This window comes from Myceligenerans halotolerans, from assembly GCF_054782975.1.
Map to the genome: position 1 here is coordinate 514,858 of NZ_BAAGRL010000006.1, position 23,183 is coordinate 538,040.

21 protein-coding genes are annotated in these 23,183 nt (G+C 72.2%); 17 read left to right on the forward strand and 4 right to left on the reverse strand.

Annotated features, from left to right (window positions below):
• The first annotated feature begins 4 nt into the window (after positions 1 to 4).
• Positions 5 to 931: an NAD-dependent epimerase/dehydratase family protein gene (locus tag ACYVK5_RS05525; protein ID WP_460702602.1), complete on the forward strand. Its 927-nt coding sequence runs from the start codon at positions 5 to 7 to the stop codon at positions 929 to 931.
• Positions 932 to 1,162: 231 nt separating this feature from the next.
• Here ACYVK5_RS05525 and aceB read toward each other — a convergent pair whose 3' ends face one another.
• Both aceB and aceA read right to left on the reverse strand, forming a co-directional pair.
• A complete protein-coding gene (aceB, locus tag ACYVK5_RS05530; RefSeq protein WP_460702604.1) occupies positions 1,163 to 2,890 on the reverse strand; it encodes a malate synthase A in 1,728 nt (575 codons plus the stop codon).
• Between the two features lie 191 nt (positions 2,891 to 3,081).
• On the reverse strand, positions 3,082 to 4,458 hold the full coding sequence (aceA, locus tag ACYVK5_RS05535) for an isocitrate lyase (RefSeq protein ID WP_460702606.1): 1,377 nt from the start codon (positions 4,456 to 4,458) through the stop codon (positions 3,082 to 3,084).
• Between the two features lie 141 nt (positions 4,459 to 4,599).
• Between aceA and ACYVK5_RS05540 the strand changes: the two genes are divergently transcribed.
• Positions 4,600 to 6,093, forward strand: coding sequence for a helix-turn-helix domain-containing protein (locus ACYVK5_RS05540; RefSeq protein WP_460702985.1), 1,494 nt, complete (start codon positions 4,600 to 4,602; stop codon positions 6,091 to 6,093).
• 117 nt (positions 6,094 to 6,210) lie between these two features.
• Here ACYVK5_RS05540 and ACYVK5_RS05545 read toward each other — a convergent pair whose 3' ends face one another.
• The gene (locus ACYVK5_RS05545) at positions 6,211 to 7,527 is read right to left on the reverse strand and encodes an extracellular catalytic domain type 1 short-chain-length polyhydroxyalkanoate depolymerase (protein WP_460702609.1); all 1,317 of its coding nucleotides are present in this window, start codon (positions 7,525 to 7,527) and stop codon (positions 6,211 to 6,213) included.
• A 229-nt stretch (positions 7,528 to 7,756) separates the two neighbouring features.
• Here ACYVK5_RS05545 and ACYVK5_RS05550 point away from each other — a divergent pair, with 229 nt between their 5' ends.
• The 10 genes from ACYVK5_RS05550 to ACYVK5_RS05595 all read left to right on the forward strand — a co-directional run bounded on the left by ACYVK5_RS05550 (position 7,757) and on the right by ACYVK5_RS05595 (position 16,782).
• A complete protein-coding gene (locus ACYVK5_RS05550; RefSeq protein ID WP_460702611.1) occupies positions 7,757 to 8,950 on the forward strand; it encodes a substrate-binding domain-containing protein in 1,194 nt (397 codons plus the stop codon).
• A gap of 121 nt (positions 8,951 to 9,071) precedes the next feature.
• Positions 9,072 to 9,809, forward strand: a complete 738-nt coding sequence (locus tag ACYVK5_RS05555) for an ABC transporter ATP-binding protein (protein WP_460702987.1) — start codon at positions 9,072 to 9,074, stop codon at positions 9,807 to 9,809.
• Positions 9,806 to 10,633: an ABC transporter ATP-binding protein gene (locus tag ACYVK5_RS05560; RefSeq protein WP_460702613.1), complete on the forward strand. Its 828-nt coding sequence runs from the start codon at positions 9,806 to 9,808 to the stop codon at positions 10,631 to 10,633. The genes ACYVK5_RS05555 and ACYVK5_RS05560 overlap by 4 nt, the downstream gene beginning before the upstream one ends.
• Positions 10,630 to 11,508, forward strand: a complete 879-nt coding sequence (locus ACYVK5_RS05565; RefSeq protein WP_460702615.1) for a branched-chain amino acid ABC transporter permease — start codon at positions 10,630 to 10,632, stop codon at positions 11,506 to 11,508. The genes ACYVK5_RS05560 and ACYVK5_RS05565 overlap by 4 nt, the downstream gene beginning before the upstream one ends.
• On the forward strand, positions 11,505 to 12,647 hold the full coding sequence (locus ACYVK5_RS05570; protein ID WP_460702617.1) for a branched-chain amino acid ABC transporter permease: 1,143 nt from the start codon (positions 11,505 to 11,507) through the stop codon (positions 12,645 to 12,647). Before ACYVK5_RS05565 ends, ACYVK5_RS05570 begins: the two co-directional genes overlap by 4 nt.
• On the forward strand, positions 12,644 to 14,422 hold the full coding sequence (locus ACYVK5_RS05575; RefSeq protein WP_460702619.1) for a class I adenylate-forming enzyme family protein: 1,779 nt from the start codon (positions 12,644 to 12,646) through the stop codon (positions 14,420 to 14,422). Before ACYVK5_RS05570 ends, ACYVK5_RS05575 begins: the two co-directional genes overlap by 4 nt.
• A complete protein-coding gene (locus ACYVK5_RS05580; RefSeq protein ID WP_460702621.1) occupies positions 14,422 to 15,072 on the forward strand; it encodes a TetR/AcrR family transcriptional regulator in 651 nt (216 codons plus the stop codon). The genes ACYVK5_RS05575 and ACYVK5_RS05580 overlap by 1 nt, the downstream gene beginning before the upstream one ends.
• The gene (locus tag ACYVK5_RS05585) at positions 15,069 to 16,130 is read left to right on the forward strand and encodes an alpha/beta fold hydrolase (protein ID WP_460702622.1); all 1,062 of its coding nucleotides are present in this window, start codon (positions 15,069 to 15,071) and stop codon (positions 16,128 to 16,130) included. The genes ACYVK5_RS05580 and ACYVK5_RS05585 overlap by 4 nt, the downstream gene beginning before the upstream one ends.
• The gene (locus tag ACYVK5_RS05590) at positions 16,130 to 16,372 is read left to right on the forward strand and encodes a hypothetical protein (RefSeq protein WP_460702624.1); all 243 of its coding nucleotides are present in this window, start codon (positions 16,130 to 16,132) and stop codon (positions 16,370 to 16,372) included. The genes ACYVK5_RS05585 and ACYVK5_RS05590 overlap by 1 nt, the downstream gene beginning before the upstream one ends.
• On the forward strand, positions 16,372 to 16,782 hold the full coding sequence (locus ACYVK5_RS05595) for a PIN domain-containing protein (RefSeq protein ID WP_460702627.1): 411 nt from the start codon (positions 16,372 to 16,374) through the stop codon (positions 16,780 to 16,782). The genes ACYVK5_RS05590 and ACYVK5_RS05595 overlap by 1 nt, the downstream gene beginning before the upstream one ends.
• A 26-nt stretch (positions 16,783 to 16,808) precedes the next feature.
• On the opposite strand, the gene ACYVK5_RS05600 is transcribed toward ACYVK5_RS05595, so the two are convergent.
• Entirely contained in the window at positions 16,809 to 17,849 is a 1,041-nt protein-coding gene (locus tag ACYVK5_RS05600; RefSeq protein WP_460702629.1) for a LysR family transcriptional regulator, read from the reverse strand.
• 262 nt (positions 17,850 to 18,111) lie between these two features.
• On the opposite strand from ACYVK5_RS05600, the gene ACYVK5_RS05605 reads away from it, so the two are divergent.
• The 5 genes from ACYVK5_RS05605 (at position 18,112) to ACYVK5_RS05625 (ending at position 23,120) form a co-directional block, all read left to right on the forward strand.
• Positions 18,112 to 19,485: an MFS transporter gene (locus ACYVK5_RS05605; protein ID WP_460702989.1), complete on the forward strand. Its 1,374-nt coding sequence runs from the start codon at positions 18,112 to 18,114 to the stop codon at positions 19,483 to 19,485.
• Positions 19,482 to 20,249, forward strand: coding sequence for a 3-hydroxybutyrate dehydrogenase (locus tag ACYVK5_RS05610; RefSeq protein ID WP_460702631.1), 768 nt, complete (start codon positions 19,482 to 19,484; stop codon positions 20,247 to 20,249). Before ACYVK5_RS05605 ends, ACYVK5_RS05610 begins: the two co-directional genes overlap by 4 nt.
• Before the next feature lie 143 nt (positions 20,250 to 20,392).
• Positions 20,393 to 21,208 carry a CoA transferase subunit A gene (locus tag ACYVK5_RS05615; RefSeq protein ID WP_460702633.1) on the forward strand — a complete coding sequence of 272 codons (816 nt, stop codon included), beginning with the start codon at positions 20,393 to 20,395 and terminating at the stop codon, positions 21,206 to 21,208.
• 3 nt (positions 21,209 to 21,211) lie between these two features.
• Positions 21,212 to 21,868: a 3-oxoacid CoA-transferase subunit B gene (locus tag ACYVK5_RS05620; RefSeq protein ID WP_460702635.1), complete on the forward strand. Its 657-nt coding sequence runs from the start codon at positions 21,212 to 21,214 to the stop codon at positions 21,866 to 21,868.
• A 64-nt stretch (positions 21,869 to 21,932) separates the two neighbouring features.
• A complete protein-coding gene (locus ACYVK5_RS05625; protein WP_460702637.1) occupies positions 21,933 to 23,120 on the forward strand; it encodes an acetyl-CoA C-acetyltransferase in 1,188 nt (395 codons plus the stop codon).
• The last annotated feature ends 63 nt before the right edge of the window (positions 23,121 to 23,183 follow it).

Below are 23,183 nucleotides of genomic sequence, written 5' to 3' on the forward strand. Positions count from 1 at the left end.
CCTCATGAACACCACCGACCATCACGTCGTCGTCGGAGCCGGCCCCGTCGGCCGGAGCGTCGCGCAGCAGCTCGCCGAGCGCGGGTCGCGAGTCACCGTGGCCACCCGGTCCGGCCGGGACACCGGAATCGCCGGCGTCGAGCACACGACGGTGGACGCCTCCGACGCCGACGCGCTCTCCCGCGCCGCCGAGGGCGCCGCCGTGCTCTACAACTGCGCCAACCCCGGCGACTACACGCAGTGGGAACGCGCCTGGCCGCCGCTGGCGGCGTCGCTCCTGACCGCTGCCGAGCGAACCGGCGCGGTCTACGCGATCACCGGCAACCTGTACCCGTACGGCCCGGTCGACGGCCCGATGACGGAGGACCTGCCCGACGCCGCGACCGACCACAAGGGGCGTCTGCGCGCGCGCATGTGGGTGGAGGCGTTGGCGGCACACCGCGCCGGGCGTGTCCGCGCGGTGGAGGTGCGCGGCTCCGACTACGTCGGGCCGGGCGTGGGCGGTAACGGACACATCTCGCGGGTCCTGCCCGCGGCCCTGCGCGGCCGGACGGCGATGATGATGGGCCGCGTCGACCAGCCGCACACGTTCACGGACGTGCAGGACGTCGCCCGCACGCTCGTCGCGGCCGCCGCCGACACCGAGGCGCACGGACGGGTCTGGCACGTGCCGAGCAACGAGCCCCGCACCCAGCGGCAGGCGCTGACCGACGTGCTCGCCGCCGCCGGCCGCCCGCCCGTGCGCATCCGGACACTGCGAGGGCCCGCGCTGGCCGCGCTCGCGCTGGTGTCGCCACTGATGCGCGAGGTGCGCGAGATGAGCTACCAGTTCGAGCACCCCTACGTGCTGGACGACACCGCGGCCCGGAAGCAGTTCGGCATCGAGCCGACACCGTGGGACGAGGTCTGCCGCCGCACGGCGCGCCAGTAGCGGCCTGGCGACGCGGCCGGACGACGCCGTCGCCCCGGCCGGTCCCGAAGGGTGGGGGACCGACCGGGGCGAGCCGGGCCGGCGACGCGTGGGCAGGGGGTCACCCGCGCGTCGCCCGCACCCGGCGACCGGCGTCGTCCCCGGAGGAGACGACGCCGGTGTGGCACCCCCGCACCGTGCGGTGCGTTCTGTCTGCCCCAGAATCCAGTGGGGGTGCCGCCTGGCGGGTTCCTACGGCTGATCCGCCGCGGAGCCCACCAGGAACTGGGAGTACGCGCCGACAGTGAGGAACGACGGGAAGTCGTCGCCCAGGGCCACGGCGCGGAAGATCGCAGCCGCGTCGTCGACGCGGTGGCCGTGCGGCCGGGGGAGGCCGGCGATGACGTCGAGGATGAGGGCCGCGACCCTGTCCCGCGTGACGGTCCGCCCGTCGTCGGCCGTCCGCGTGCCGGCGGCGATCCACTGCCAGACCTGCGAGCGCGAGATCTCGGCGGTGGCGGCGTCCTCCATGAGGCTGTCGAGCGCTGCCGCGCCCGTGCCACGCAGCCACGAGTCGATGTAGCGGATCGCGACCGACACGTTGGCACGCAGGCCCTCGGACGTCACGGTGGCGCCGGAGCGGCGGACCGAGGCGACGTCGAGCAGTTCGTGCCGGCCCACCCGGACGTCGTCGCGCAACCGTGTGATCTGGTGCGGGGCGGCGCCGAGGACGGCGTCGAACTCGGCCTTCGCGACCGGGATCAGGTCGGGGTGAGCCACCCAGGAGCCGTCGAACCCGTCGCGGGCCTCGCGGCGCTTGTCCGCCGAGACCTTCTCGAACGCACGCCGGGTCACCTCCGGGTCGCGGCGGTCCGGGATGAACGCGCTCATCCCGCCGATGGCGTGCGCCCCCCGCTTGTGGCAGGTGGCGACCAGCAGGTCCGTGTAGGCGCGCATGAACGGCGCGGTCATCGTGACCTGGGCACGGTCCGGCAGCACGTACGACTCACCGCGGGAGCGGAAGCACTTGATCACGCTGAACAGGTAGTCCCAGCGGCCGGCGTTCAGGCCGGCGCAGTGGTCGCGCAGCTCGTGGAGGATCTCCTCCATCTCGAACGCCGCGGGCAGCGTCTCGATGAGGACGGTGGCGCGGATCGTGCCGCGCGGGATGCCGAGCGCCTCCTGCGCGGTCTCGAACACCTCGTTCCACAGCCGGGCCTCGCGGTAGCTCTCCAGCTTGGGGAGGTAGAAGTACGGGCCGCGGCCGCGCGCGATCAGCTCGGCGGCGTTGTGGAAGAAGTAGAGCCCGAAGTCCACCAGGGCGCCCGACGTGCAGGTGGTGGTCCCGTCCGCGTCCGTGTAGCGCAGGTGCTTCTCGACCAGGTGCCACCCGCGGGGGCGGAACACGATCGTGGGCAGGTCGGTCAGGTGGGACGACCGCAGGGTGTAGTGCTTGCCCGCGGCGTTGGTGTGCTCGAGCGTGCCGCGGATGGCGTCGTGCAGCGAGAGCTGACCCTCGACGACGTTGCGCCACGTGGGGGAGGAGGCGTCCTCGGCGTCGGCCAGCCAGACCCGGGCGCCCGAGTTGAGCGCGTTGATGGTCATCTTCGGGTCGGTCGGCCCGGTGATCTCGACGCGGCGGTCCTCCAGGCCGGGGGCTCCGGCCGAGCCGGCGACCCGCCATGCCGGGTCGTCGCGCACGGGCCGCGTCGTGGCCCGGAAGTCGGGGTCGATGCCCGACGAGATCTCCTCGCGCCGCTGCTCGCGCTCGGCGAGCAGCCCGTGCCGGCGCGCGCCGAAGCGGTCGTGCAGGAGCGCCAGGAAGTCGAGCGCCTCGGGCGTGAGGATCTCGTCGTACCGCTCGCCGAGCGATGCGGTCACCCGCACGGTGCCCCGGGGGACGACGCCGAAGGCACCAGACGTCGCGACCGTGAGCGCAGTCGCGGTGCGCGGGGCGGGTGTGTCGATCGTGCTGGTCATGTCAGTCCTCCAGGGCGTGAGGGGCGGGCTGTCGTGCCGGCCGGCCGAGGCAGCCGTCGTCGCTCGGAGCGGCTGCCTCGGCGGGTGTGGGGTGGGGGGTGCGTGACCCGTCAGAACCGATGCTGACGTTCCTCGGACTCCGCTTCGGCCGCGTGCCTCGGCCCGCGACCTGCGCTGCGTCCTTCGTCACGTCAGAACTGGGCCGACTCCGTGGAACCCGACATCGCCGTCGTGGCCGAGTCCGGGTTGAGGGCGGTGGACACGCGGTCGAAGTAGCCGGTGCCGACCTCGCGCTGGTGCTTGGTCGCGGTGTAGCCGCGCTCCTCGGCGGCGAACTCGCGCTCCTGCAGCTCGACGTACGCCGTCATCTGCTCGCGGGCGTAGCCGTGCGCCAGGTCGAACATCGAGTAGTTCAGCGCGTGGAAGCCCGCCAGGGTGATGAACTGGAACGTGAAGCCCATCGCGCCCAGCTCGCGCTGGAACTTGGCGATCGTGTCGTCGTCGAGGTGCTTCTTCCAGTTGAACGACGGCGAGCAGTTGTAGCTCAGCATCTGGTCCGGGAAGTCCGCCTTGACGGCCTCGGCGAACTTCCGCGCGAGCTCCAGGTCCGGGGTGCCGGTCTCCATCCAGATCAGGTCGGAGTACGGGGCGTACGCCTTCGCGCGGGCGATGCACGGCTCGATGCCGTTGGTCACCTTGTAGAAGCCCTCGGCGGTGCGCTCGCCGGTGATGAACGGGCGGTCCCGCTCGTCGACGTCGGACGTGATGAGGGTGGCGGCCTCGGCGTCGGTGCGGGCGATGACCACGGACGGCACGTCCGCGACGTCGGCCGCGAGGCGGGCCGCGTTCAGCGTGCGGATGTGCTGCTGGGTGGGGATGAGCACCTTGCCGCCCAGGTGGCCGCACTTCTTCTCGGAGGCGAGCTGGTCCTCCCAGTGCACGCCGGCTGCGCCGGAGGTGATCATGGACTTCATCAGCTCGTACGCGTTGAGCGGGCCGCCGAACCCGGCCTCGGCATCGGCGACGATCGGGGCCAGCCAGTCGCGGGTGGCCGTGCCGTTCTCCGACACGTCGATCTGGTCGGCGCGCAGCAGCGCGTTGTTGATGCGGCGCACCACGGCCGGCACGGAGTTGGCGGGGTAGAGCGACTGGTCGGGGTAGGTCTGGCCCGCGAGGTTCGCGTCCCCGGCCACCTGCCAGCCCGACAGGTAGATCGCCTGCAGGCCCGCCTTGACCTGCTGCACGGCCTGGTTACCGGTCAGCGCGCCGAGCGCGTTGACGAAGTCCTCCTCGTGGAGCTGCCGCCACAGGCGCTCGGCGCCCCGGCGGGCCAGCGTGTGCTCCTCGCCGACGGACCCGCGCAGCGCGACGACGTCCTCGGCGGTGAAGGTCCGCTCGATGCCGGCCCAGCGCGGGTCGCTCGCCCAGCTCTCGGCCAGCGCCTCGGCTGTGGTCACCTGGTCGCCCGGGCGCGTGGTGGCCGGCGAGTCGGCGGGGGTGCCGTCGGCGGCCTGAGGGCTCGCGGCCCCCGGAAGATTACGGCGGGTGACGATGGTCGGAGCGGTCATGGCGGTACCTCCTGGTTTGCCTTCTCCTGCTGGGACTGATTCGACCTTCTGTCATTGAAGCGCTCCAGATCTACTGGAACTCGATAGAAATATCCGCGAACTTCTGCTGGACGGAACGATTCCGGTGTGTCACCCTCGGGTATGCCCACGACGACGTCGAAACGCGGAACCGAGCGAAACGCACTGGCCGGTCCTCCGGAGGCCGAGCCCGACGCGCTGACGATCGGTCGCCAGATCCGCTTCCTGCGTACCCGGCAGGGAATGAAGCTGGAGGAACTCGCCGCCGCGATCGGGCGCGCGCCGTCACAGGTCAGCGCGCTGGAGAACGGGAAACGCGAGCCCAAGTTCTCGCAGCTGCAGTCCATCGCGCGGGCGCTGGGCGCGAACGTCGACGACCTGCTCGACCCCACACCGCCGTCGGAACGCGACGCCCTCGAGATCGAGCTGGGCCGCGTGCAGCGCGGGCCGCTCTTCGCGGCCCTCGGCCTCGGCGGCGTGCGGATCGGCAAGTCTCTGCCCGACGATGCCCTGCGCACCATCCTCGGGCTGAACCGCGAGCTCGAACGCCTGCACGCCGAGCGAGCCCTCACGCCCGAGGAAGCGCGCCGGGCCAACGCGGAGCTGCGGGCCGAGATGCGCGCGTCCGACAACTACATCCCGGAGCTGGAGGAGGTGGCCCGGGAGTTGCTGGACGACGTCGGGCACACCGGCGGGCCGCTGCCGCAGCGGATCGCCGCCGAGATCGCCGAGAACCTCGGCTTCACGCTGCACTACGTGCCGGACCTGCCGCACTCCACGCGGTCGGTGATCGACAACCGCAACCACCGCCTGTACCTGCCGGCGGGTGGGCCGCGCGGCCGGTCCAACACGCGGTCCGCGATGCTGCAGGCCCTGGCCTCGCACATCCTCGGGCACACCGAGCCGCAGGACTACGGCGACTTCCTGCGCCAGCGCGTCGAGGCGAACTACCTGGCCGCGGCACTGCTCGTGCCCGAGAAGACGGGCGTGAAGTTCCTGCGCGACGCGAAGGACACCAAGACCATCGCGATCGAGGACCTGCGGGACGCGTTCGCCGTCTCCTTCGAGACCGCCGCCCACCGCTTCACGAACCTCGCGACCAGGCACCTCGGCATCCCGGTGCACTTCATGAAGGTCCACGAGTCGGGGATCCTGCACAAGGCCTACGAGAACGACGGCGTGAGCTTCCCCGCCGACCCGCTCGGCGCGGTCGAGGGGCAGTACGTGTGCCGCAAGTGGACCGCGCGCGTGGTCTTCGGCGTGGAGGACAAGTTCAACCCGTACGCGCAGTACACGGACACGTCGTCGGGTACCTACTGGTGCACGTCCCGCGTGGAGAACACGCAGGACGGCGCGTTCTCGGTCTCGGTGGGAGTGCCGTTCGCGCACGTCAAGTGGTTCGCCGGGCGTGAGACCACGCACCGCGACCAGTCCCGCTGCCCCGACGAGTCCTGCTGCCGCAGGCCGCCGTCGGACCTGGCCGAGAAGTGGGAGGACTACGCGTGGCCCTCCGCGCGTCCCCACGCCTCGATGCTCGCGGCGATGCCGGCGGGCGCCTTCCCGGGCGTGGAGACCCGCGAGGTCTACTCCTTCCTGGACCGCCACGCCCCGGAATGACCCCCGCAGGGCCGGCGTCAGGCCGCGACCACGCCATTTCGCCTCGTGGTCGCGTTCCCACGAGGCGAAATGGCGTGGTCGCCGCCCGGTGGTCGCCGCCCGGTGGTGGGCGGGCGGTCAGCAGGAGGGGACGACGTCGAAGCGGTCCGGGGAAGTTTCCGACAGGGTCGTGACCGTCGTGTCGCCCTGGCCCATGTAGTCCAGGGAACCGTTCGCGTAGTACGGGTTGTAGGGGTTGACGCCGTATGACACCGCGCGGCCCGCGGCCTCGTGGGCCGCGTTCGTGGCGGAACCGCAGTACGCGCCGGGATCGGTCGGCTCGGGGCCGCTCGGCTCCGGGGACGGTTCCGTGGGCTCCGGCGTCGGCTCGCCCGACCGGTCGGCCCGGCGGTTGTTCTCGAAGAAGAACCCGGTCACGTAGGCCGGGTAGTTGATCGAGTTCGTCGAGATGTACGAGCCGCCCGGCCCGCCGCCGGCCGGCCAGTTGTGTCCCAGACCGGTGTTCTGGATCAGCGACACCCGCGGCCCGTCGGCGTCGGACCACAGCATGCCGGACCCGCTCGTGTTGCTGCCCTCCAGGGAGCCGAGGGAGAACGACGACTCGCTCGTCGCGCCGTAGATCCCGGCCATGACCTGCGCGTTCAGCGGGTTGTAGCCGGGTGCGACCGTGCTGTCGTCCGAGCCGTACACCACCGAGGTGAGCTGGGTGCCGAACGATCCCGAGGCCGTGCCCGCGAAGTCCTGGCAGACCGACGTCGCCTCCGCCTGCGTCGTGGCGACGTAGGAGATCTCGAGCGACGACGTGCCCACCGCCGGCCCCGCGTTGCTCCCGATCCCGGCGAACACGTCCGGGGCCAGGCAGCCCATCACGAGCGTCTCGCCGCCGCCCGACGAGAGCCCGGTGAGGTACACCTGGTCCGCGTCGATGCCGAGCGAGGTGTCCGCGAGCAGCTCGTCCACGAGGGCGAGCAGGTTGTCGTCGTGCCTGCCGGGCGACGTGCGCGAATGGTTCGTGTCGTAGTAGTCCCAGCAGCCGGCGATCACGCCGCCGTCGGGCGCCGCCGGCACCGCGACGACCATGCCGTAGGCGTCGGCCGTGGACTCCCAGTTGCCACCGCTGCGCAGGTCCGACGACGTCTGCACGCAACCGTGCAGGTTGATCGTCAGGGCCCGCCCTGCGGGGATCGCCGGGGCCGACGACGGCACGTACAGCTGGGTGGTCATCCCGCCGGCGGTCCGGCTGGACCAGCTCCCGGCCTCCGCGGATGTGCCGGCGTCCGCCGAGTCGCCGTCGGCCGGCTCGCAGCCGGGCAGGACGTCGAAGGGCGGCGGGCAGGCGATGCCGGCCGTCGCGGCAGGGGCGACGGCAACCGCGAGCGCGCCTCCCGCGAGGGCCAGGGCCAGCGCCGTAGCGGCGCTGATCAGGCGTTTCATGGCGTACCTCCTCGTTGAGGTGTGCCGGCCCGCACGTCGTCGGGCAGGGCCGGCCGGACGCGACGGGACAATATCTGTGACCTGAATCACCTGTCAACTTTTTGCGCCGCGGAGTTGACACGGGCCCTGCCGGGGCATCATGATTCCAAAACCTGAATCGCCTCTCAGTTTTCCGGTGTCCCCCCAGACCCGGCCAGGAGGCGAGCGAAACCCGAAGAAGGGCAGAGTCATGCGGACGAAGAAGTCCCTCCACGCGCTCGCCGCGGTCGTGGCGTGCGGCCTGGCGCTCGCGGCCTGCGCGCCGGGCGCGGCGGACGGTTCCGCCGGTTCCGGCGAGGACACCGCGCCGATCGACATCGGCATCATCTACTCCGAGTCCGGCGCCCTGGCAGCCTACGGCGCGGCCTACAAACAGGGCTTCGAGGCCGGGCTGGACCACGCGACCGGTGGCACCGGCGAGGTCGGCGGCCGCGAGCTGAACGTCACCTACGTCGACGACGCGGGCGACCCCGAGAAGGGCGTGTCGGCCGCGAAGGACCTGATCGGCAAGGGCTACCAGATCCTGGGCGGCACCGTCGTGTCCGGCGTCGCGCTGGCGATCGCCGAGCAGGCCGAGCAGAACGAGGTGCTGTACGTCTCGGGCCCGGCGGCGGTCGACGCGCTGACCGGCATCAACGACTACACGTTCCGCAGCGGCCGCCAGTCCCTGCAGGACGTGGCGGCCGCGGGCACCTTCGTCGACCCGGACGGGGCGGAGGTCGTGGTGTACGCGCAGGACAACGCCTTCGGCCAGGGCAACCTCGCCGCCGTCGAGGCCGTGCTCGGCGCGCAGGGCGCCGAGGTCTCCGCCGTGCTCGTGCCGGAGGACGCCACGGAGTTCACGCCTTTCTCGAAGAAGGTGCTCGACGCGGAGGCCGACATGGTGTTCGTCGCCTGGGCGGGCGGGACGTCCGGGGCGATGTGGGAAGGTCTCGACCAGCAGGGCGTGCTCGATACGACCACGGTGGTGACAGGCCTCGGAGACGTCTCCACCTACGGCGCGTACGGCGACGCCGCGGAGAAGGTCTCCTTCCTCGGCCACTACTTCGCCGGTGCCGCGGGCACCGACACCGAGCAGGTCATGATCGACGCCGTCCAGGCGGCCGGCGGCACGCCGGACCTGTTCACCCCGGACGGCTTCGCCGCGGCCCAGATGATCGTGCACGCCGTCGCCGAGGGCGGCGGTGAGGTCGACGGGATGGTCTCCGCGCTCGAGGGCTACGAGTTCGAGGGTCCCAAGGGCGCCACCACCGTGCGCGCTTCGGACCACGCCCTCATCCAGCCGATGTACCAGGCGGGCCTCGTCGCCGACGGCGACGAGTGGGTGCCGGAGCTCGTCGAGACCGTGGACGCCGAGGCCGTCGCCCCGGCCGAGGCGGGCTGAGGCCGTGGGAGGCGAGCCGGGCACCACGACGCGGCAGGTGCGAGACGGCTCGGCGGCCACGGCCGCCGGAACGTGGCCGGCGCCCGACGGCGGAGGTGGGGGCGCCCCGGGTACCCCGGCCCTGGAGGTGCGGGGACTGGGCCTGACCATCGGCGGCGCCCGCATCCTGATCGGCGTCGACCTGCGGGTCGCGCCAGGGGAGCTCGTCGGCGTCATCGGGCCGAACGGCGCCGGCAAGACCACGCTGTTCAACCTGATCAGCGGCATCCACCGGCCCACGGCCGGACAGGTGCTGCTGGACGGTGCCGACGTCACCCGGGCTGCCGTCGCCGCCCGGTCGCGCGCCGGACTGGGCCGGACGTTCCAGACGTCGAGCCTGTTCCCGCGCCTGACAGTGGTGGAGAACGTCCGGCTCGCCACCCAGCGCCGCCGTGGCGGCTCGCTCTCGGTCCTCTCCTTCCCGCGGCGGGACGACGCCGCCTCCGCGGAGGCGGCCGAACACCTCGCCACCGTCGGCCTGGCACACCGGTCCGGCGCCGCAGCGGGCGACCTGTCCCACGGCGACAAGCGCAAGCTCGAGATCGCGGTGCTGCTGGCGATGGGCTCGTCGGTGGTGCTGCTCGACGAGCCGATGGCCGGGCTCGGCACGGCGGACGTCCCGGACCTCGTCCAGGTGATCCGCGACATCAAGGCCACCGGACGCACCGTGATGATGGTCGAGCACCACATGGACGTGGTGCTCGGCCTGGCCGACCGCGTCGCCGTCATGCACCACGGCGAGCTGCTGATCTGCGACACGCCCGAGAGGGTCATGGCGGACGAGACCGTGCAGACCGCGTACCTGGGAGACCTGGCATGAGTGCGACACCGGCGAACGACGCGGCCGAGGGCGCGGACCGAACGAGCGCGACCGTCCTGGAGGTGAGCGGCCTGTCCGCGCGGATCGCCGGGCAGGAGGTGGTGCACGACGTCAGCTTCACGGTGCCGGCCACCGGCGTCACGGCACTGCTCGGCCGCAACGGCGTGGGCAAGACCTCCACGCTCCGGGCGATCCTCGGGCTGATCGAGCGCACCGGCGAGGTGCTGCTCGACGGCGACCGCGTGGACGGCGACCGCACCGAGCGGATCGTGCGCCGCGGCGTCGGCTACGTGCCGGAGGACCGCGAGGTGTTCGCCGGGCTGACGGTCGCCGAGAACCTGCGGCTCGCGGAGCGACCCGGTCCCCACGGGACGACGCCGGAGGGCCGGAGCCTCGTCGAGGCGCTGTTCCCGGACCTGGTCCGGCGTGCCCAGCAGCGCGCCGGGACGTTGTCCGGAGGGCAGCAGCAGATGCTGTCGCTCGCCCGCGCGCTGCTCAACGACAACCGGCTCCTCCTGGTCGACGAGCCCACCAAGGGGCTCGCACCGCGGATCGTCGACGACGTCGCCGGGGCGCTCGCCACCGCCGCCCGCACCGTCCCGATCCTGCTCGTCGAGCAGAACCTCAAGGTCATCGAGCGGCTCGCGGAGCGCGTCGTCGTGATCGACGCCGGCCGCGTGGTGCACACCGGGCCCGCACCCGAGCTGCTCGGCGACCCCGACCTGATCCAGCGCCTGCTCGGCGTGCACGCCGACGGCGTCGAGACGCCGCAGACCGACCCGGCCGCGACCGCCGTCGGACACGAGAAGGAGGGCGCACGATGAGCACTCTCGTTCTCCTGCTCGTCACGGGCATCGGCCTGGGCGGCCTGTACTTCCTCGTGGCATCGGGCCTGTCGCTGATCTACGGGCTGATGGGCATCCTCAACTTCGCGCACGGCTCGTTCCTCACGCTCGGGGCGTTCGCCGGGCTGGCCGCGGCCGGCGCCGTCGGGCAGGACACCTGGGGCGGGCTGGCGCTCGGGCTTCTCGTCGGCGCGTTCACCGGAGCCGCCGCGGCGGCCGCCACCGAGCTGGGCCTCATCCGGCCGCTGTACGAGCGGCACATCGAACAGGTTCTCGTCACGGTCGGTCTCGCGCTCGCCACGGTGGCCCTGTTCGAGGGGATCTGGGGACCGAACCCGCGCACCGTCCGGCGGACCGAGTGGCTCACGCGGACCACGGAGGTTCTCGGCGCGCGCATCCCGAACACCGCGTTCCTCAACATCCTCGCCGCGGCGCTGGTGCTGGGCGCGATCGTCGCGTTCCTCAGGTACACGCGGTACGGCCTGATCATCCGCGCGGGCGTGGAGAACCGGGCCATGGTGACCGCGCTCGGCATCGACGTCCGCACGGCGTTCACGGTGGTCTTCGCCGTCGGCGGCGCGGCCGCCGGACTGGGCGGCGTGCTCGCCACGCAGTCACTGAACTACGTGTCCCCGCACATGGGGGCGAGTCTGCTGATCTTCGCGTTCATCGTCACCGTGATCGGCGGCATGGGCTCGTTGCCGGGCGCGGCGGTCGCGTCCGTCGTCGTCGCCGTGCTGCAGCAGCTGGCCAACTACTACTGGGCCAACACGGGCGACTTCATCGTCGTGCTGCTCCTGGCGCTCGTGCTGCTCGTGCGACCGTCCGGCCTGATGGGAAGGAGAACCGCATGAACGCCGCGACCCCCACCCCCGGCCTCCCGACGGCGTCTCCCGTCGGCACCGCGCTGACCCGCGTGGCGGGCCCGGTGGCCGTCGTCGCCCTCCTGGCCTGCCTGCCGCTGCTCGCCCTCACCGTCCCCGGGATCCTGCCCGGCTACACGTACGAGCCCGGCACGCTGCAGCTGCTCGGCCTGTGTTGGCTCACCGCCGCGCTCGCCCTGACCTACCACCTGCTGATCGGTTTGGTCGGGTTGCTCAGCTTCGGCCACGCCCTCTACTTCGCGGCCGGGGTGTACGGGCTCGCCGTGGTGCTGGAGTACACCGACATCCCGCTGCTCCCGGCGGCCGCCGTCGTGCTCGCGGGCGGCGTGCTGCTGGCCGGAACCATCGGCGCGATCTCGCTGCGGGTCACCGGGATCTCGTTCGCCATGGTCACGCTCGCGTTCGCGCAGGCCGGCAACGTACTGGTGCGGCGCGACCCGGGCGACGTCACCGGCGGAGAGGAAGGGCTCGCGCTCGCCACCGCCGGCGTACCCGCCGCCCTCGTCGGCGTCGCCGACACCCGCAACCTGTACTGGGTCGCCCTCGGGATGCTGATCGTCACGTACCTGGTGACGCTGTGGATCGAGCGGTCCCGTACGGGGCACATGGCCGCGGCCGTGCGCGAGAACGAGGTGCGGGTACGGATCATCGGCGGACAGCCCTACGTGGTCAAGCTCGTGGTGTTCGTCCTGGCCGCCACGCTCGCCACGGCGGTCGGGATGGCCTACCTCCTGCTCCAGTCGGGGGCGTCGCCGACCGTGTCCACCGCCGACTTCACGCTGACCATCCTGGTCATGGTCGTCCTCGGCGGCGTGGGATCGCGCTGGGGTGCGATCGTGGGAGCCGTGCTCTACACGGTGCTGGACCAGCGGCTGAGCGAGCTCGCGGGCTCCGAGGCGGTGGCGGGACTGCCCGCCGTGCTGCGCGTCCCGCTGTCCGAACCGATGTTCCTGCTGGGCACGTGCTTCATCCTGGTCGTCATGTTCCTCCCTGGTGGCATCGCGGGTGCGGCGGATCGTGTCCGACGACGAGGCTCCCGCAGTCCGCGGGATCGCGCGGACTCTGCCGGTCCGGACGCACGGCCCACGGCCGAGGCGGTGCCCTCGTGACGCCGTCCGAGGCGGGAGCGCTGCCGGCGGTGGTGGAGGACGACGGCCTGCACACGCTCGGCCGCTGGACCTGCGACCGTGCCCGCACCACCCCGCACCGGGTCGCGGTCGACGACCGCGGCGTCACCCTCACCTACCGCGACCTGCACGAACGTGCCACCGCCCTGGCGGGACGGTTCCGGGCCGCCGGGTACGGAGCGGGCGCGCGGATCGCCACGATCACCGGGAACAGCGCCGATCACGTGGTGCTGTTCTTCGCCTGCGCGCACGCAGGACTCGTGCTCGCGCCGCTCTCGTGGCGGCTGGCGCCGCGCGAGCTGGCCGACCAGCTCGCACTGACCGACCCGGCGCTCGTCGTCGTCGAGCAGGAGTTCGCCGTGCTGGCCGACGCTGCCCTGGAACGGCTTCCCCTCCCGCCGGGACGGGCGGAGCCAGGTGTCGGCGGGGTGGAGCGGCACGTCCCGCCCCCAGCCCTCGGGACCGCGGCGCCGCCGCCCGCGGCCGACCCGAGGCGGCCGGCCGCGGGCCACGGACCGCCCCCGGGAGAGGAACCCCGGCCGCCGTCGGGCAGGGCCGTGCTCGCCGACGAGACGAGGGTGCCGGGCAGACGGCCGGCGGACGACGAGCCGCCGTCGGGCAGGGCCGTCCGCGACGACGACCCGCTGCTGCTCGTCTTCACCTCCGGGACCGGCGGACAGCCGAGGGGTGCGCTGCTCACCCACGCCAACTGCTTCTGGAACAACCTCTCGCTCTCCCGCACGGTCGAGCTGACCAGCCGCGACGTGGTGCTGTCCGTGCTGCCGCAGTTCCACGTGGGCGGATGGAACATCCAGCCGCTCCTCGCCTGGTGGAGCGGGGCGACCGTCGTCCTGGAGCGCACCTTCGAACCGGGCCGGGTGCTCCAGCTCATCGCCGATCGGCGGGTGACCACGATGATGGGCGTCCCCACCAACTACCTCATGCTCGCCGAACATCCCGGGTTCGCGGACGCCGACCTGTCGTCGCTGGAGCACGCCGTCGTCGGCGGGGCGCCCATGCCGGACGCCCTGCTGCGCGCATGGCACCGCCGCGGCGTCGCGCTGACCCAGGGCTACGGCCTCACCGAGGCCGGGCCGAACGTGCTGTGCCTGCCGGACGACGTCGCCCGCGACCGGGTGGGCTGGGCCGGGATGCCCTACCCGCACGTCGAGGTGGCGCTCGCGGACCCGGCTACCGGGGAGCACCTCCATGGCGCCGCGACGGGTGAGCTGCTCGTGCGCGGACCGGGCGTGTTCGCCGGGTACTTCCGGGACGCCGACGCGACCGCGGAGGTGTTCGCGGGGGACTGGTTGCGCACCGGCGACCTGGTGAAGCGCGACGACGAGGGGTGCTACCGCGTCCTGGACCGGCTCAAGGACGTGTTCATCACCGGCGGGGAGAACGTGACACCCGCGGAGGTGGAGACCGTGCTCCGGCAGCATCCGGGCGTGGCGGACGCCGCCGTGGTCGGGGTGCCGGACGAGCGCTGGGGCGAGGTCGGTGCGGCGTTCGTCGTGCCGCGCGCCGGAGTGCTCACCGACGCCGAGGAGCTGACCGCGTTCTGCCGCGGCAGGCTGGCGCACTTCAAGGTGCCGAAATCCGTCGAGATGGTGTCCGGCCTGCCACGATCCGGCTTGGGCAAGGTGATGAGGTCGGCGCTGGGGCCAGGCGTGACACCGCCCGCGACCGGCACGGGCACGCGCAGGGGCACGACGGCGGTGGGCCGGGCGGCCGGCGACACGACGAGGGAGGCGTGATGAACGAGGAGAAGGTCACCAAGGGGCAGCGCACGCGTGCTCGCATCCTGGAGGCGGCAGAGCAGGTGTTCGCCGAGATCGGTTACCACGACGCCTCGATCGTGAAGATCACTCAGGCGGCCGGCGTCGGGCAGGGCACGTTCTACCTGTACTTCTCGTCGAAGATCCAGGTGTTCGACGAGGTCGTGGACGATCTCAACCGGAGGGTGCGGCACGCCATGATCGAGGCGTCCTCGGCCGCGGAGGGGCGGATCGCGGCCGAGCGGGCAGGCTTCGCGGCGTTCTTCCGGTTCACCGCCGACCATCCGGCGCTCTACCGGATCGTCCGGCAGGCCGAGTTCGTCTCGCCGGGCGCTCTGAAGCGTCACTACACCCGGATCGTCGAGGGCTACCAGACGGGTCTCGCCAAGGCGCGCGCGGACGGGCAGATCGGGGACATCGATCCCGAGGTCGCCGCGTGGGCGCTCATGGGGATCGGCGAGATCGTCGGGATGCGCTGGGTCCTGTGGGGGCCCGACGTCGATCCCGACGGTCCGCCGTCCAAGGTTCCGCCCGAGGTGTTCGAGCAGGCCATGACCTTCATCGAGCGTGCGCTGGCGCCTACCGCGGCCACGCCCCACCCGCTCGACGAGCCAGGGGAGTCCGCATGACCGCGCAGGAAGACACGGCGACGCAGCCGGCGTCCGCGAACCAGGCGTCCACCCACACGTACGAGACCGCCGATGTCCCGGTCGACGGAGGCATGCTCCGCGTCGGCGTCTGGGACCCGATCCGCCAGGATCCCGTCGCGGTCCCGACCGTGCTCGCGATCCACGGGATCACCGCCTCCCACCGCGCGTGGGCTGCCGTGGCCGAGGCGCTGCCCGGGGTGCGGGTGGTCGCGCCGGACCTGCGCGGACGCGGGCGGTCGAACGGCCTTCCCGGGCCGTTCGGGATGGCGCGGCACGCGGACGACGTCGCCGCCGTCGTACGGGCGCTCGGGGAGGCGCCGGCGAGTTCGGCGTCGGAGGCGGGCGCAGGCCCGGCGGATCGTGAAGCCGGGGGCCCGGTCACCGTCGTCGGGCACAGCATGGGCGGGTTCGTCGGCGTCGTGCTCGCGCACCGGCACCCGGACCTGGTGGACCGGCTGCTGCTGGTCGACGGCGGCCTGCCGCTGCAGCCCGTGCCGGGTCTTCCCGCAGACGCGACCGCGGACGAGGTGGTTGCCGCGCTGCTGGGCCCGGCGGTCGAGCGGCTGTCGCGGGTGTTCGAGTCGCGCGAGGCGTATCGCGACTTCTGGCGGGAGCATCCGGCGTTCGCCGAGTGGACACCCACGATCGAGCAGTACGTCGACTACGACCTCGACGAGATCGCGACGCCGCGCGGGACCGCCGACGGCGCCCCGGCCTTCCGCCCGGCGACCGCTCCGGAGGCCGTCGCGGGCGACTCCGCCGACATGTACACCGGCGACACGTTCCCGGCCGCCCTGGAGGCGCTCGTCACGGGCGAGCTCGGCGAGGTCACGATGCGCCGCGCGCCGCGCGGCCTGATGGACGAGCCGGGGGGCATGTACCCGGAACCCTTCGCGGCTGAATGGTCGACGAGGGCGCCGACCCTGACGATCGAGACGGTGGCGGACGTCAACCACTACACGATCCTCATGGCGCCCACAGGCGTTGCCGCGATCCGACGTGATATCCTCCGTGATATCAATCTAGGGGGTTCCTGATGACTCACATTGCGCACACGTCCAAGACCTCGGTCGAGATCGACCTCGCAAAACTGGAACAAGTCAAGGCGATCACGGGTGCGAACAGTATCCGAGCCGCGATCGAACGCAGCTGGGACCGGATCATCGGCCTGGCGAACCAGCACGACGTGATCCGCGAGATCATCGACGACCCGGACCCTCTGCCCCTGGACCAGATCGACGGACCGCACATCCGCTTCCGTGACGACGCCGAACACTGATGGAGTTCATCGTCGACAACAGTCTCTGGCAGCGGCTCCCGCACGACGGCGTCATCGCCACCCGGATCGAGAACCTGGAGCAACGGTTCCTCATCAGCGCCTGTCCACCGCAGGTGCTCGAGTACTGTCGTTCCGCTCGGAACAGGGCGGAGTACGAGCGTAACCGGCGGCGCATGGACCGGCTCTACACCGCACCGCTGCACCCCACGGTCAGCGACGTCCTTGACGTGCAGGAGGCTATGCGGCGACGCGGCATCGACGTGCGCCAGGGCACCATCACCGACACGCTCATCGCTGCCTACGCAATGGTGAACGACATGACCGTCCTGGCTGCCGACCACGACTTCGAGTACATCAGCGACGCGCTCGGCGGGGCTCTCAGGCAGGAGTACATCGCCCCGAGCGTCTGACCGGCCGGGCCGGGGTGCGCTGGTGGCTACCGCGTTCCGAATCCGGTCTCACCCAGCTCGTCGTCGGCGCGTCCCGCCCAGCCGGGATCGCCACTGGAGAAGACCGGGAGATCTCTGGCCGGGCCGGCGTGCGCGTGCCCCAGGAGGGCCTCCCGCTGCCGGACGGCCTCCGCCCGCAGCCCATCCAGGACCGCCGCCACCGCCGGCCGGCGCCAGGACTCGGGGTGGACCACGGCGAAGTAGGGCAGCCGGTCGCGCACCTCGTGCGGCAGGAGGCGCACCAGGTCCGGGTGGCGGTCCGCCATGAAGCACGGCAGGAATCCCAGGCCCGCGCCCGCTCGGGTGGCCTCCACGTGCACGAAGACGTTCGTCGAGGTCAACGCGTCCTGGATGCCGGGCAGCAGGCGGCGCGGCACGTCCAGGTCGTCGACCTGGAGCATCGAGTCCACGAAGTAGACGAGATGGTGCCCGGACGCCTCGGCGGCCGACGACGGCGTGCCGTGCCGCGCGAGGTAGTCGCGCGCCCCGTAGAGCCCGAGCTCGTACTCGGCCAGCCGGACCGCGCGACCCCGGTTCACCTGGGGCGTGCCGACCACCACCTCGACGTCCACGCCCGACCGGTGCTGCGCCGCGCGCCGCGTGACGGTCACGATCTCGACCGACAGGTCCGGGTGCTCGTCCCGCAGCCGGGCCACGGCGGGGGAGGCGAGGTACGCGGCGAACCCGTCCGTCGTCGTCATCCGCACGACGCCGGTCACCCGGTCCGCCGCGGACTCGCCGTCGGCCAGCGTCGTCATCGCCTCGGCCACACCTTCGGCGGCCCGCGCCGCGCGTTCGCCGAGCGCTGTCAGCTCCCACCCGTCGGCGCCGCGCACCAGGACCCGCCCGCCCAGTGAGCGGTTCAGGGCCGCGATGTTCCTGGCGACCGTCGTGTGGGTGAGTCCCAGCGCCTGCGCGGCGCTCGTGTACCGGCCGGAGCGGGCGACCTCCAGGAGGACGAGCAGATGCTCGGGTGAGGGCTGCCGGGCGGTGCCCGGCCCGGTCGGGGACGTGTTCGACGGCGGCACGCCGGCCAGCCTACCCGTCGGTGTGCATTTGTGTTCACCAGATGTGCTGACATGCGCGTTGCGCGCACATCGTCCCCGCTGCGAGACTCCCGACGACGTCATGGCGCGGCAAAGTCCGCGTCGCAGGAAATCCGTCGTGGGTGCCGCCGGCCACCAGCGCGTCGCAGAGCGGCGAAGCGGTGGCACCCACGACGGACGCACGACTGTTCCCCGCGCCGGTGACGGAGCCGGCGCGGTGTCGACGAAGACAACCGGAGGAAACATGGCCACGAGCCAGATCCAGGGTGCCCCCGCACCCGACCCCGCTCCCGAGGCGTCACTGCTGCGCAGGGTCGTCGCCGCCTCCATGGCCGGCACGGTCGTCGAGTGGTACGACTTCTTTCTCTACTCCACGGCCTCGGCGCTGGTGTTCGCCAAGGTCCTGCTGCCGCAGATGGACAACGTGTACGACGGCATCATCGCCGCGTTCGCCACCTACGCCGTGGGCTTCGCCGCCCGGCCGCTCGGCGGGATCGTGTTCGGCCACATCGGCGACAGGCTCGGCCGCAAGTACACGCTCCAGCTCACGATCATGCTGATCGGCGCCGCGACGGTGCTCATGGGCTGCCTGCCCACCTACGGCCAGGTCGGCATCGCCGCGCCGATCCTGCTGGTGCTCCTGCGCTTCGTGCAGGGCCTGGCGCTCGGCGGCGAGTGGGGCGGTGCCGTGCTGCTGGTCGGCGAGCACGCGCCGAACGACCGCCGCGCCACCTGGACCGCGTGGCCGCAGGCCGCCGTCCCGGTCGGCAACCTGCTGGCCACGCTGGTGCTCACCGTGATGTCGGCCGTCCTGACCGAGGAGGCGTTCCTCTCCTGGGGCTGGCGCGTCGCGTTCTGGCTGTCCGCCCTGGTGGTGGTCGTGGGCTACTGGATCCGCAAGACCGTCTCGGAGGCGCCGATCTTCGAGGCCGCGCGGGCCGAGCAGTCGGAGGAGAAGCACGCGGGCTACGGCGTCGTCGAGGTGCTGCGCCGGTACCCGCGCGGCGTGATCACCGGCATGGGCCTGCGGTTCGCCGAGAACATCATGTACTACCTGGTGGTCGCCTTCTCGATCGTCTACCTCAACGAGGGCCTCGGCATGGACACCACGCAGGTGCTGAGCCTCATCGCGATCGCGCACGTCAGCCACTTCGTGGTGATCCTCGCCGTCGGCCGCGTCATGGACGGCCTCGGCCGCAAGCCCGTCTACCTGGCGGGGGCAATCCTCGGCGGCACGTGGGGCTTCTGGGCCTTCCCGCTCCTGGACACCCGGGACACGACGCTCATCCTCACCGCGATCATCGTGGGCCTCGTCTTCCACGCCATGATGTACGCCGGCCAGCCCGCGATCATGGCCGAGATGTTCCCGACCCGGACCCGGTACTCGGGCGTGTCCATCTCCTACCAGGTGACGTCGATCTTCGCGGGCTCCCTCGCGCCGATCCTCGCCACCACCTGGCTGAAGAACACGGGGCACTGGTGGCCCACCGCCGTGTACCTGCTGGTGGCAGGTCTGATCACGGCCGTGGCAGTGTTGTCCATGCGGGAGACCAAGGGCGCCTCCCTGCACGAGCTCGACGCCGCCGACGCCGCCGGGCGGAAGGAGGTCCCCGCGTGACCCAGCCGGAGACCCCGGGCCCCACCCTGACGGGCCGCAAGGCCCTCGTCACCGGGGGTGCGTCGGGCATCGGCAGGGCCGTGGCCCGCGAGCTCGCGGCGCGCGGCGCCCACGTCACGGTCGCCGACGTGTCGGCCGACGGCGCGAAGACCGTCGCCGACGAGATCGGCGGCGACGCGTGGGTGGTGGACCTCGCGGACACGCCGGGGCTCGACCACCTGACGCTCGACGTCGACGTCCTGGTCAACAACGCCGGCATCCAGCACGTGCGCCCGATCGAGGAGTTCGACCCGGACGTGTTCCGGACGATCCACTCGATCATGCTCGTCGCGCCGTTCCTGCTGATCCGCGCCGCCCTGCCCCACATGTACGACGGCGGCTGGGGCCGGGTGGTGAACGTGTCGTCCGTCCACGGCCTGGTGGCCTCGCCCTACAAGAGCGCGTACGTGTCGGCCAAGCACGGCCTCGAAGGGCTGAGCAAGGTGACGGCGCTGGAGGGCGGCCCGAAGGGCGTGACCAGCGTCTGCGTCAACCCCGGCTACGTGCGCACGCCGCTGGTGGAGCAGCAGATCGCCGACCAGGCGGCGGCGCACGGAATCGGCGAGGACGAGGTGCTCGAGCGGGTGCTGCTCAAGGAACAGGCGGTCAAGCGGCTCGTCGAACCGGCCGAGGTCGCCTCGCTGGTCGGCTGGCTCACGGGTCCCGGCGGCGCGATGGTCTCGGGCGCGTCCTGGACCCTCGACGGAGGGTGGTCCGCGAAGTGAGGCACCCGTGAGACGCCCGGTGAAAGGTCACGAGGCGGCGCCGGACCCCGGCACCGTCGTCGGGCAGGACCTTCTCACGGCGGCGATCCTGTGTGCAGGATGACTACCCCGGGGAGACCCGCCGGGAGGACAAGGAGAAGACGATGACCGGACTGGACAAACAGGTCGCCACAGCGACCGAGGCCGTGGCCGACATCCCCGACGGAGCGACGCTCGCGGTCGGCGGGTTCGGGCTGTGCGGCAACCCGATGGCACTGATCACCGCGCTCCTCGCGCAGGGCACCACCGACCTGTCGGTGGTGTCGAACAACTGCGGCGTGGACGACTGGGGGCTCGGGCTCCTGCTGGGTGCGAAGCGCATCCGGAAGATGACGTCCTCGTACGTGGGGGAGAACAAGGAGTTCGAGCGGCAGTTCCTCTCGGGCGAGCTGGAGGTGGAGCTCACCCCGCAGGGCACGCTCGCGGAGAAGCTGCGGGCCGGGGGCTCGGGGATCGCCGCCTTCTTCACGCGGACCGGCGTCGGGACACAGATCGCCGAGGGCGGCCTCCCGACGAGGTACGACGGCGCCGGCGGTGTCGCCGAGGCCGGCCCCGCCAAGGAGGTCCGCACCTTCGCCGGACCCGACGGGCCCGCCGAGTACGTGCTGGAGGAGGCCATCGCCACCGACTTCGCGCTCGTGCACGCCCTGCGCGGCGACCGGCACGGCAATCTCGTGTTCAACAAGTCCGCGCGCAACTTCTCCCCGCAGGCCGCGATGGCCGGGCGGGTGTGCATCGCGCAGGTGGAGGAGCTCGTCGAGCCCGGCGAGCTCGACCCGGACCAGATCCATCTGCCCGGGGTGTTCGTGCACCGCGTGGTCGAGGTGGGCAGTGACATCGAGAAGCGGATCGAGCGCCGGACCGTCACCGAGGCGCCGACGTCGGGCACGGCGACCGGCACGACCGGACAGGAGGGCTGACGCATGGCACTGACACGACAGCAGATGGCCGCGCGGGCAGCGCGCGAGCTCGAGGACGGCATGTACGTCAACCTGGGCATCGGACTGCCCACGCTCGTGCCGAACTACGTGCCCGCCGGCCGGGAACTGGTGCTCCAGTCCGAGAACGGCCTGCTCGGCGTCGGACCCTACCCGACCGAGGACGCCGTCGACCCCGACCTGATCAACGCGGGCAAGGAGACCGTGACGCTCCTGCCCGGCGCGTCCGTCTTCGACGCCGCCACGAGCTTCGGGATGATCCGCGGCGGCAAGATCGACGCCGCGATCCTCGGCGCCATGCAGGTCTCGGCCTCGGGCGACATCGCGAACTGGATGATCCCCGGCAAGATGGTCAAGGGGATGGGCGGCGGCATGGACCTCGTGCACGGCGCCCGGCGCGTCGTGGTGCTCATGGAGCACGTCGCCAAGAACGGTTCGGCGAAGGTCGTGAACGAGTGCACCCTGCCCCTGACCGGCAAGGGCGTCGTGGACCGGATCATCACGGACCTCGCCGTGCTGGACGTGACACCCGACGGCCTGGTACTCAGGGAATTGGCACCCGGAGTGAGCGCGGACGACGTGCGCGCCGCGACCGAGCCCGAGGTGCTCGTGCCCGACGACGTGGTCACCGCCACGGCCTGAGCACCCCGACCCGGCGCACCGGGCCGCTCACGAGGCGGCGCGGTGCCGTGACGAAGGAGAAATCATGAGCAGTGACGACGTGGTCGTCGTCTCGGCGGCGAGGACGCCGCAGGGACGACTGAAGGGTGCGCTGGCCTCGCTCAGCGCGGTGGAACTCGGCGCCGTCGCGGCGCGGAAGGCGCTCGCGGGCGCCGGCTCGCTGGCGGGTGACGTGGACCGGGTGATCTTCGGCCAGGTCGTGCAGGCCGGTGCCGGGCAGAACCCGGCGCGGCAGGTCGCCGTGGCGGCCGGGGTGCCGTGGGACGTGCAGTCCGTGACGATCAACAAGGTGTGCCTGTCCGGGCTGACGGCCATCATCGACGGGGCCCGGATGCTGCGCACCGGCGAGGCGGGCGTGGTGCTCGCGGGCGGCCAGGAGTCGATGACGAACGCTCCGCACCTGCTGGCCGGTTCGCGCGCCGGCTACGCGTACGGGCCGGTGACGATGCAGGACTCGGTGGCCCACGACGCCCTGACCGACTCGTTCGACCGGGTCTCGATGGGGGAGTCCACCGAGGAGCACAACACCGGCGACGTGGCCGTGTCACGGGAGGAGCAGGACGCCGTCGCGGCGGCCTCGCACCAGCGGGCGGCGGCCGCGTGGAAGGACGGCGTCTTCGAGGCCGAGATCGCGCCGGTGTCGGTGCCGCAGCGGCGGGGCGAGCCCGTCGAGGTGACGACCGACGAGGGCGTCCGGCCCGACACGACCGCCGAGGGCCTGGCGAAGCTGCGCCCGGCCTTCACGAAGGACGGGACGCTGACCGCCGGGAACTCCTCGCAGATCTCCGACGGCGCGGCGGCGCTGGTGCTGACCACGCGGGCGCGGGCCGAGGCGGCCGGTGTCCCGGTGCTGGCGACCCTGCGGTCCTGGGGGCAGGTGGCGGGGCCGGACAACTCGCTGCATTCCCAGCCGGCGCGCGCGATCGAGCAGGCGCTCGACCGCGAGGGCTGGTCCGTGGGTGACCTCGACGTGGTCGAGATCAACGAGGCGTTCGCGGTCGTCACCGTCGTCTCCGCGCGGCGCCTGGGCCTGTCGATGGACCAGGTCAACCAGCACGGCGGCGGGATCTCGGTGGGTCACCCGGTGGGCGCCTCGGGCGCCCGTATCGCGGTGCACGCGGCCCACGAGCTGGCCCGCCGGGGCGGCGGACGTGCCGCGGTTGCGCTCTGCGGGGGCGGCGGGCAGGGCGAGGCCCTGCTGCTGGAGGCGTGATCACCGCGGCGTAGATCCCGGTCGCGTGGTACGACGGCGGGGCGGTCGAGGTGGTATGACGGC